Source organism: Candidatus Schekmanbacteria bacterium (assembly GCA_003695725.1).
In the GTDB taxonomy this organism is placed as follows: Bacteria; Schekmanbacteria; GWA2-38-11; order GWA2-38-11; family J061; genus J061.
On the sequence record RFHX01000089.1, the window covers coordinates 1 to 9,685 of the forward strand.

Here is a 9,685-nt window from a genome sequence, read left to right on the forward strand (position 1 = left end):
ATCTCTTCAGGAGATTCATTCGTATTAGAATCAGTTTCGTTATTAGAATCTGCTTTTTTCTTGTGTATGATTTTATTGATCTCTTTTTGAAAATTGGATGCCTTTTTTACATTCTCTGAAGCATTTTTATTTTCCCTTTTGGATAGTTTTGAAGTCTTTTTCTTCGCTAAAGGTGCTTCTGTTTTGGCTGGGTTATCTTCCTGAATGTTTATTTCCTTTGGAAGAATATTTAAATCCATTTTTTTAATCCTTTGAGGTTAAAAGTTGTGTTACCTTTACAGCTCTTTCTTTAGACATTGATGGCAAAATTTTTGCTACTTGGTCGCTTTTCATTCTCAGGAATATTTCTATGATGGTTTCATCAGGCAAACGCTCTATGATTGATGCTGCCTGTTGTCCCTTCATAGATGAGTAGATTTTTACAAGATGCTGAAGTTTTTTCTCATCCTTTTCTTCTTTTTTCTTTAAGAGATTTTCAATTTCACTACGAAGTCTTTTCAATTCAGCTATCTTTTCTTCCAACTCTTTCTTTGCAAGAGAAATACGCTCTTCTTCTTCTTTTAATTTTTCTTCTTTTTTCTCAAAAAGAGCTATTTTCAACTCGTTGTACTTTTCATCAGCAGGTTTTTTTGATTCTTTTTTCACTTCTTTAGACTCTGCAACAGAGGCAGAAGCTTCAATCTTATTCTCCTTTTCGTTGATTTGTGCGGCCACTATGAAAAAACCGAAGAGGAAAACTTTGATCAACAATATGGCAAAACAGCTTTTTAATATTTTGTTCGTTTTAAAAATCTCCATTTTTTATTTTCCCTCTTTTTTGTTTTTCCCATTTATCTTTAAACCGATTTCATCTAAGAAATTCTGTTCAGTTTTTTCCTCATCTGCTTTTGCTTTTTGAATTTCCCGAGTTTTCAATTTTTCGAGAATTTGTTTGTCCTGACAGGCTTTTTTCAATTTTTCCATTGAGGAAACAAGTGAGTTGTGGAGCTCTTGTATGACTTCGCCTTGAATTTTTATATCTCTTATAAGGTAATCGATATATTCCAGATAGGTTTTGTATTCTTGACTTGATGCTGGTTTTTTCTGAAACTTATCCAGTATCTTTTTATATTTTAAGAGATTGCTTCTTTTCTTTTTCAGATTAATCTTTTCCCTTTCAAGGTTGGATCTGATTTCAGCAACTTCAACCTGAAGCTGTTGTTCTTTCAATTCCCTGAAATCGAGAACTTTTTGAAGTTTAAATTTTTCCTTAGCCATTATTCAGATCCTTTATTTGAGGCTTCGTATTTTTTGAACAGCTGTATAAGCTGGGCAATTGACTGTTCCATACTCACTCTTTCATTTATACCCTGCTTTAAATATTCATTTATGCTGTCTATCATTTCTATGGCTTTATCAATCGAGGGATTGCTTCCCTTTACATATGCTCCAATATTGATTAAATCTTCGGCTTTCTTATAAACAGCTAAGTTTTCAATAAGTTTTTTTGCATATTCATTGTGTTCATCACTTACGATATCTTTCATAACTCTGCTTACGCTTAGCAGAATGTCTATGGCAGGATAATGGTTCCTTGCCGCTAACTCTCTTGTGAGGCATAGATGGCCGTCCAAAATAGACCTCATTGCATCCGATACCGGTTCATTGAAATCATCGCCTTCAACAAGCACAGTATAGAGCCCTGTTATACTACCGCTGTTATTTGAAAGTCCCGCTCTTTCAAGAAGCTTGGGTAACATTGCAAATACAGATGGCGTATATCCTTTCGTTGTGGGTGGTTCACCAATTGCCAAACCGACCTCTCTCTGCGCCATAGCAAGACGCGTAACAGAATCCATCATTAGAATTACATCAAGCCCTAAATCTCTGAAGTATTCTGCTATTGTAGTAGCTATGAATGCTCCTCTAACTCTAACAAGTGGGCTTTGGTCGGAAGTTACGGCAACCACGACAGACCTTCTCAATCCTTCCTTTCCCAAATCTCTTTCAATAAATTCTCTAACTTCTCTTCCTCTTTCTCCTATGAGGGCAACGACATTTACATCAGCTTTTGTATTTCTTGCAATCATTCCCATCAAGACGCTTTTCCCCACACCTGAGCCTGCAAAGATTCCCATTCTTTGACCTTTGCCGCATGTGAGGAGACCGTTGATGCTTCTTATCCCAAGATCTAATTTTTCGCTTATGATATTTTTTTCAAGAGGATTTAGAGGGTCTGCATAGATATGATATTCCTTACTGCCCCACAGCGGTCCTTTATTGTCTATAGGGTTGCCATAACCGTCAATAATTCTGCCAAGAAAATTTTCCCCAACATTTATAGATGCCTTGCTTTTGACAACTTTGATGAGACTGCCGGGACCAATGCCTCTGATATCACCTAGTGCCATTAATAAGGCTTTTCCTTCATTAAAACCGACAACTTCAGTTTCTATAGGAGATTGTCCTTCATCAGGGTAAATAAGACAGGAGGAACCAATAATTGCATTTGGGGCATATCCTTCAATTACAAGTCCAACAACCTTCGTCACTTTACCATAAAGGTCGAGAGGATTGGTTTCATTAACGACTTTTAAATATCTTTCCGTGCTGAATTCCATTTATCCGTCCTCACTCTCCTTTGGTATTTCTTCAATGAGGCGTTTCGTTAAAGTCTGAATCTGTTTTTCAATGGAAGCGTCGATTCGGTGAGTTTCAGTGTCGATTATATATCCACCTGCTTGAACCTTTTTGCTTGACTCGACTACGAGTTTTTCTTCAAAGTCTCCTAATATTTTTTCAACAACAGGATGGCAGGCTTTGAATCTTTTAAGGTCCTCCGGATTGAGAATAAGTTTGATTTTTTCAGATTTTGGAATATTTTCTAAATTTTTTTTAATTGATTCAAAAAGGTATTCCTCTTTAATGGAAATTTCATAGGTAAGTATCTTTTCAGCTATGGCAGAAGCCAGTTTCACTGCAAACTCAAGGGCGTCCATCTTCAATTCATCAGCTTTTCTATTCATTTCGGAGAGAGCTATTTTGAAAAGGTCACAAACTTCTTTGGTTGCCTTCAATGCCGATTCTTCACCATCAGAAAATCCTTTTTTGTAAGCATCTTCGACTTCATTATTTTGGGTTTTATCAACTGGTTGATGTTGATTTTTTAATACATCTTCCTTCTTTTCTTTTTCCTTCTCTTCCTTTGAAGGGACAGATGGGGAGCCAGTTAAAAGCGTCAGTTTTTTGAACTTATCGATTACTTTTTTCCGTTTAGATATTTGTTGCTGAGAATTTAGTTCTTCAAATTTGAATGGTGAAATAGTCAAAATTGATTCCTCCAAACTTATTTAAACTACCATTTCTTCTTCAGCGCCTATTCCAAAGGAGATTTTTCCGTCTTCTTCAAGTTTTCTTGCTATGGCTACAACATCCTGCTGGGCTTTTTCTACATCTTTGAGTTTCACAGGACCCATCGTTTCCATATCATCAATAATCATATCTTTGACTCTTTCAGATACATTGCTGAAAATCTTTTCTTTTAATTCATCACTGGCTGCTTTAAGAGCAAGAGCGAGTTTTTGACCGTCAACTTCTTTAAGCACTGCCTGAAGGTCTCTTCCGTCGAGCATAACAAGGTCTTCAAAAACAAACATATGTTCCTTTATCTTTTGCGCTATTTCTTTATCCATCTCAGAAATGGCATCGAGAATTTTTCCTTCAATCGATTTTGGAAGGTGATTGAGTATTTCAGCCACCGGCTTTATTCCTCCAATTGCGTTTTTCTGTTTGCCTCCAAGATTGCGCAATTCTTTTACGAGGAGTTCATCTATTTCATTGATAACATCAGGGGCGACCTCTTTCAGATTGGCCATTCGTGCAATTACATCGCTTTGGATTTTTTTGGGAAGCTTTTCAGTAATTGTGGCTGCTGAGCTTGCATCTAAACGAGAAATGATAAGAGCGATAACTTGAGGATGCTGTGACTTCAAGAAATTTGCTGCAAGTTCAGGGTCAGTCTTTTTAAGAAGCTCTATTCCTTCATCATTTATAAATTCTGTATAAACATCATCTTCTTCTTTTTTTGTTTTCATTATTTTTTCAACTTTTTTCATCAATTTTGAAGCATATGCTCTGTCTGGCTTGATAAAACCGCCTGTCCCTGCGGCTTGATTGTAAAATTCATCCATTATGGCATTTAATTCATTTTCAGAAACTTCATCGAGTTTGTTTAAATGGCTTAGGACTTCCTTTACTTCGTGGCTGTTCAAATTCTTCAAAATTTCAAAAGCCATATCTTCACCTAAGACATAAAGTAAAATCGCCGCTTTCTTTGTATACGAAATATTTGTCTCTGCCATCTTCGATTAACTCTCCTTGTTTAACCATCCTTTTATTATTTGTCCTGCAAGCTCAGGATTATTTCTTGCAAGCTCTAATGCCTTTTGTCTCGAGCCGCTTCCAATTTGCGCATTTTCTCCTGTAGAACCTTCTATTCTTTTTTCTGCTTCAGAAACCGTTATAGGATAAGTCATTGCTAATTCTTCTTTACTTAAAGGCCTTGTAATCCATCCAATTACAGGTTTGAGGATTAGGAAGTAAATGATTACTATTGATAAGAGGATTGAGAGGTATTTTATGAGGATTTCAACCATATCATTGTCAAAAAAACCTGTGGGTTCAGTTTCTGTAACCTCATCTGCTTCAAAGGGGATATTCACTACTTCTACTTTGTCTCCTCTTTCTTCTGTATAGCCCACTGCTGTTTTTACTATGTCAGTAAACTTTTTCATTTCTTCCTCAGTGCGAGGAATATATTCACTTTTGCCTGATTCATCTGATTTTTTATATGTGCCATTGATTAATACAGCTACAGATAAAGATTTAATGTTTCCTGATGGTATGACTTGATGGCTTATTGTCTTATTGATTTCATAGTTTTTGACTTCATTTGTATTTGTTGATTCCGTTGCATTTTGAACTTGTGTAAAAGATTGACTTTGTTCAGCACCGTTGCCCGTTATTGGAGTTGAAACATTTCTTTCTTCATTGAGCTCTTCGCTTCTTACAACTACAGAATCAGGATCATATTTTTCTTCTGTCAATTCTATTTGGTTGAAGTCAATGTCGGCTGATACTCGGGAGATTACATTATCCTTGCCAACGACCTTTTCGAGCATCGTCTGAATCCTTTTCTCAAGAATGCTCTCAACGGACTGTTTGTATTCAATTTGAATATTGCTTCCAATGCCGCCTAAACTGTCTTCCTTTGATGAGAGTATATTCCCTTTTGAGTCAATAACTGTGACATTTTCAGGTTTCAATCTTTCAACAGAGCCTGCCACAAGATTAACTATGCCCATTACCTGTTTTTTTGATAATGTATGTCCCGGTTTCAGTTTGAGGACAACTGAGGCTTTTGGAGGACTGCTGTTTTCTATGAAGAGCGATTCCTGAGGAATTGCAAGATGGACTCGCACATCACTTACTGCATCAAGTTTTAAAATTGTTCTTTTTAATTCTCCTTGAAGAGACCTTTGGTAATTGACCTTTTGAACAAAATCTGTCAGTCCAAAACTGTTTTTGTCGAAAATTTCGAAGCCAACGCCTCCTCCATTAGGAATGCCTTCAGTAGCAAGCTCCATTCTGATGTCATAAACTTTATCAGAAGGCACATAGATGCTTGCACCGTTGTTTTCTAATTTATAAGGGGTTTTATTGTCCTTTAGTTTCGATATAACTGCTGATGCATCTTCCGGAGAGAGGTTTGCATATAGTAATTCGTAATCAGGAGTTGTCCCCCAAAAAACTATTCCCCCAAAAGCGCCAAGAAAGAGAAATAACAGAACAAAAAAGGATATTCTATTTGCAACAGGAAGATTTTTGAAAATGTTTTTTATTTGCTGAAAAAGTTGATTCATTATTTATTCCTTCTTTTAGCTGTTAAATAGGCATTTTCATAATTTCTTGGTATGCGCTCAATACCTTGTTTCTTATCTGCATCATCAATTTAAAAGAGACATCTGCCTTTTGAAGGGCAATCATAGTTTCATGAATATTTCTGTTTTCACCAAGAGCAAATTTCTGTACTGATATGTCTGCTTCCTTTTGATACTTCTCGACTTCATTAATCATATTTTTGATAGTGTCAGAGAATGATTGTCCCTCTTTTGCCGGCTTTTCAGTTCGAATCCTGAGTTCATCATAAAGTGACTTTAATGGAAGTTTCCCTATTTTCATATCAGACATTTTTTAGCTCCTATTTTCCAATGTCTAATGCTTTTTGAGCCATATTCTTTGCGGCATTTATTGCTGTAACATTTGCTTCATATGCCCTTGTAGCTGAAAGCAATTTGACCATTTCTTCCATAACATTAATATCAGGGACTTTTACAAAACCGTTGCTATCTGCATCAGGATTGCCGGGGTCATATTTCATTTTAAAATTCTTTCCGTCCTTTACTACTGCCACCACTTCAACTCCTTTGATGCTTTCTTCCAATGTTTTTTTGAAATTTCTTCTATCTCCTGTCTGTATGTTTTTTTCAGCCAGTATGGGAATTTTTTTCTTATATGGACCGCCTTCAGCTGTCTTCGTTGTTTCAGCATTAGCAAGATTGGATGCAATTAAATTCATCTTCATCCTTTGTGCCTCAAGGGCAGAAGCGCTTACTTGTAAAGATGTCAAAAAATCCATTTTTATCTAACTCCGCTTTCTCTAATTACTTCTTTTAGAAAACTGAATTTTTTTGCTGTTATCTGCGCAAGGGCGTTATACATAATTCCATTCTCTGCAAGTTTGGTCATCTCCCTGTCTATGTTTACATTGTTTGAACTTCCTTCTATGAGAGGCTTTTTATTCGATGTTTCAATCTTTGTTTCAATGAGAGATTTATTATTTCCATCTGTAATGTGTTTTTTGTTGGTTGCTTTGAGTGATATAGCTTTGTGGCTATTGAGATTATCGTTTAGGAGGCTTCTAAATTTTAAATCCTTTGCTTTATAACCGGGTGTTTCTGCATTTGCGATATTTGAATTAATAATAAGCTGTCTTGACGCCCTTGCATCCAAAACCTCCTTCAAGAGGTTTATTGTTACTCCAAATATTCCGTTATCAGGCATTTTTTCCTCCCTGAGATAAATCCACTTGATTCATTAGCAAGAAGCGTGCCATATCGTTGAGATGAGCAAAAATAATCTTTTCTCTTTGTAACTCACTGTATTTTTTAGTTTTTTAGAGTTTTGAAAATTTTTATAATACTTCCTCATTATTGACTTCCTTATCCAATCTGGAATTTTTTACCTCTACTGCGGGATTTTTTTTCCTGTAGAGTTGTTTCACGAACTCAGGAATTTATTTGATATTCTTTGAGCTTATTTCTCAAAGTCCTGATGCTTATTTGAAGCATATTTGCAGCTTTTGTGCGATTTCCCTCTGTTTTTTTCAATGTGCTCAGGATCAGTTTTTTCTCCATTTCTTTGATGGTCATATTGTCTCCAATTTCAAATGATGTATCATCGTGTTCATCCTGATAATCAAAAAGAAGGTGCTTCGGTTCAATTTTTTCATCTTCGCAAAGAAGCACTGCTCTCTCGATGAGATTTTCAAGCTCTCTCACATTTCCGGGCCAAGAGTGATTCTCAAGAGCAGAAACAGCTTTATCTGTTAAAATGATTTCAGGTTTCCCATTTTTTTCGCAGGAACGTTTGAGAAAATATTCTGCTAAAACTTTGATATCATCTTTCCTTTTCCTCAAAGGGATGATCTTTAATGGTATTACATTAAGGCGGAAAAAGAGGTCTTGGCGGAATTCTCCCTTTTTTATGTGTTCTTTAATATCTCTGTTTGTTGTAGCTATGATTCTGACATCTGTCTTTATGGGTTTTTTACCACCTACACGATCTATTTCACCTTCTTGAAGCACCCGCAAAAGTTTTGCTTGAAGTGAAAATTTCATTTCTGTGATTTCATCAAGAAGCAAAGTTCCGCCGTTTGCCAATTCAAATTTTCCCTCTTTTTTGCTGATAGCGCCAGTAAATGCACCTTTTTCATGACCAAAAAGTTCACTTTCAAGCAATCCTTCAGGCAATGATGCACAGTTTACTGCTATGAAGGGCATATCTTTCCTGTTGCTGTTGTTGTGTATGTAGCGGGCAAGAAGCTCTTTTCCTGTTCCGCTTTCCCCCTGAATTAGAACTGTCGCATTGCTGTTTGCAACTGATTTTGCAAATGAGAGTATTTTTAATAATTCTTTGTTTTGAGTTATAAATGGCTTTTCTTCAGAATTAGATGAATTGTTATTAGAAATATTTTCACTTTGCTTTTTTGCAAGGACCTTCTTTATTACTTTATTTATTAGATCAAAAGAAAAAGGTTTGAGTATATAATCGTCTGCTCCTCTTTTCATAGCTGCAACCGCATTTTCCACACTTCCATGGGCTGTAATCAGAACAACAGCAGTCTGAGGAGAAAAGGTTTTTATTTGATTAAGAAGTGATACTCCATCCATCTTAGGCATTCTTACATCGGTTACGATGAGGTCATAGCTGCGATGTCTGATTTTGTTTATAGCCTCATATCCATCTGAAGCAGACTCTACTTCATAGCCTCCAATGCTGATTGCTTTGGATAGGGCTATCCTCATTTCTGTTTCGTCATCAACGACTAATATGTTCTTTTTCATTTCATTGCCTCCTCCATAGTAAGAGGAAAGAAAACTTTAAAGGTTGTTCCTTCCCCTACAATACTTTGTACCTCAATATGCCCTCTATGTGCTTCTACGATATTGTTTACGATTGAGAGTCCAATTCCTGCTTTTTTAATTTTTGTTGAAAAGAATGGTAAAAAGATCTTTTCTAAATTTTCTGGAGGGATTCCGCATCCTGTATCGGAAATTGTTATTACATAAGCGCCTGAAGGATAATCTTTTAGATTGTCTTCGAGTTTGGCATTTACTTCTAATATTCCTCCCTCCTGCATTGCTTGAATTGCATTGAGTATTAAATTCAAAAGGGCTTGTTTGGCAAGCTCGATATCAAGTGTAATGTAATGAGTCATACCGGGAAAATTCTTAATTAATACTACATTGTTATGTTCGAGGAGATGTTTGATAGAGTCTAAAAAGTCGTTTAATGCTGAATTAATATCAACTTTATTGAATGAAGGTTTAGGCGGATTTGAAAAAATCATAAGATTAGATATGACGCATTCGAGTTTTTTTACAGCTGTTAGGATATGGTCAGAAAATTGTTCTAATTCGTCCGGTGAAATTAGGTCAGACTTTATCATCGATGCAAATAATTCGATACTACCTAATGGATTTCTTATTTCATGAGCCATTGCGCCGGCTATTTCACCCATTGCCCGTAGCTTGTTTGTCCTTTCGTTGTGTATGATTTTTTCTCTTTTCTTGAAATGGTAAGGCTCAATAACCAATACTTTGCCTGCATATGAGGCATTTTTGTCGTATAGAGGCAGGGAATATAAAAAGGCGGTTATTCTTTTGTCTTTTTTATTTATGTCTATCTTCAGTTGTCCCTTTTTTGAAATCCTATCTAAATCTATGTCACTATTTGTGATTATTTTTAGTAATTCATCTATTGTATATTTTTCAATTTTCTTTCTTTCTAAACCAGTTAAATTTAGGAAGGCATCATTGTAATCTATGATTGCATTTTCTTTGTCTATTACAATTAGCCCTTTTAG

General features: G+C 35.8%; 12 protein-coding genes. All 12 read right to left on the bottom strand.

What is annotated here, in order from left to right:
* Window positions 1–239, bottom strand: a 239-nt coding sequence (locus D6734_03645) for a hypothetical protein (GenBank protein RMF96450.1), incomplete at its 3' end; no start/stop codon positions are given.
* Window positions 240–243: 4 nt separating this feature from the next.
* Entirely contained in the window at window positions 244–798 is a 555-nt protein-coding gene (locus tag D6734_03650) for a hypothetical protein (protein RMF96451.1), read from the bottom strand.
* Window positions 799–801: 3 nt separating this feature from the next.
* Entirely contained in the window at window positions 802–1,257 is a 456-nt protein-coding gene (fliJ, locus tag D6734_03655; GenBank protein ID RMF96452.1) for a flagellar export protein FliJ, read from the bottom strand.
* Window positions 1,257–2,600 (bottom strand): flagellar protein export ATPase FliI, encoded by a 1,344-nt coding sequence (fliI, locus tag D6734_03660; GenBank protein ID RMF96453.1) that lies wholly within the window; start codon window positions 2,598–2,600, stop codon window positions 1,257–1,259. Before fliI ends, fliJ begins: the two co-directional genes overlap by 1 nt.
* Window positions 2,601–3,308, bottom strand: coding sequence for a hypothetical protein (locus D6734_03665; GenBank protein RMF96454.1), 708 nt, complete (start codon window positions 3,306–3,308; stop codon window positions 2,601–2,603).
* Window positions 3,309–3,329: 21 nt separating this feature from the next.
* Entirely contained in the window at window positions 3,330–4,340 is a 1,011-nt protein-coding gene (fliG, locus tag D6734_03670) for a flagellar motor switch protein FliG (GenBank protein ID RMF96455.1), read from the bottom strand.
* Between the two features lie 6 nt (window positions 4,341–4,346).
* Window positions 4,347–5,900 (bottom strand): flagellar M-ring protein FliF, encoded by a 1,554-nt coding sequence (fliF, locus tag D6734_03675; GenBank protein ID RMF96456.1) that lies wholly within the window; start codon window positions 5,898–5,900, stop codon window positions 4,347–4,349.
* A 22-nt stretch (window positions 5,901–5,922) separates the two neighbouring features.
* On the bottom strand, window positions 5,923–6,219 hold the full coding sequence (gene fliE, locus D6734_03680) for a flagellar hook-basal body complex protein FliE (protein RMF96461.1): 297 nt from the start codon (window positions 6,217–6,219) through the stop codon (window positions 5,923–5,925).
* Window positions 6,220–6,238: 19 nt separating this feature from the next.
* Entirely contained in the window at window positions 6,239–6,676 is a 438-nt protein-coding gene (gene flgC / locus D6734_03685; GenBank protein RMF96457.1) for a flagellar basal body rod protein FlgC, read from the bottom strand.
* Window positions 6,677–6,678: 2 nt separating this feature from the next.
* On the bottom strand, window positions 6,679–7,101 hold the full coding sequence (gene flgB, locus D6734_03690) for a flagellar basal body rod protein FlgB (GenBank protein RMF96458.1): 423 nt from the start codon (window positions 7,099–7,101) through the stop codon (window positions 6,679–6,681).
* Window positions 7,102–7,325: 224 nt separating this feature from the next.
* Window positions 7,326–8,663, bottom strand: coding sequence for a sigma-54-dependent Fis family transcriptional regulator (locus D6734_03695; protein RMF96459.1), 1,338 nt, complete (start codon window positions 8,661–8,663; stop codon window positions 7,326–7,328).
* The coding region (locus D6734_03700; protein RMF96460.1) for a hypothetical protein at window positions 8,660–9,685 on the bottom strand (1,026 nt) is incomplete at its 5' end. The genes D6734_03700 and D6734_03695, both read right to left, overlap by 4 nt.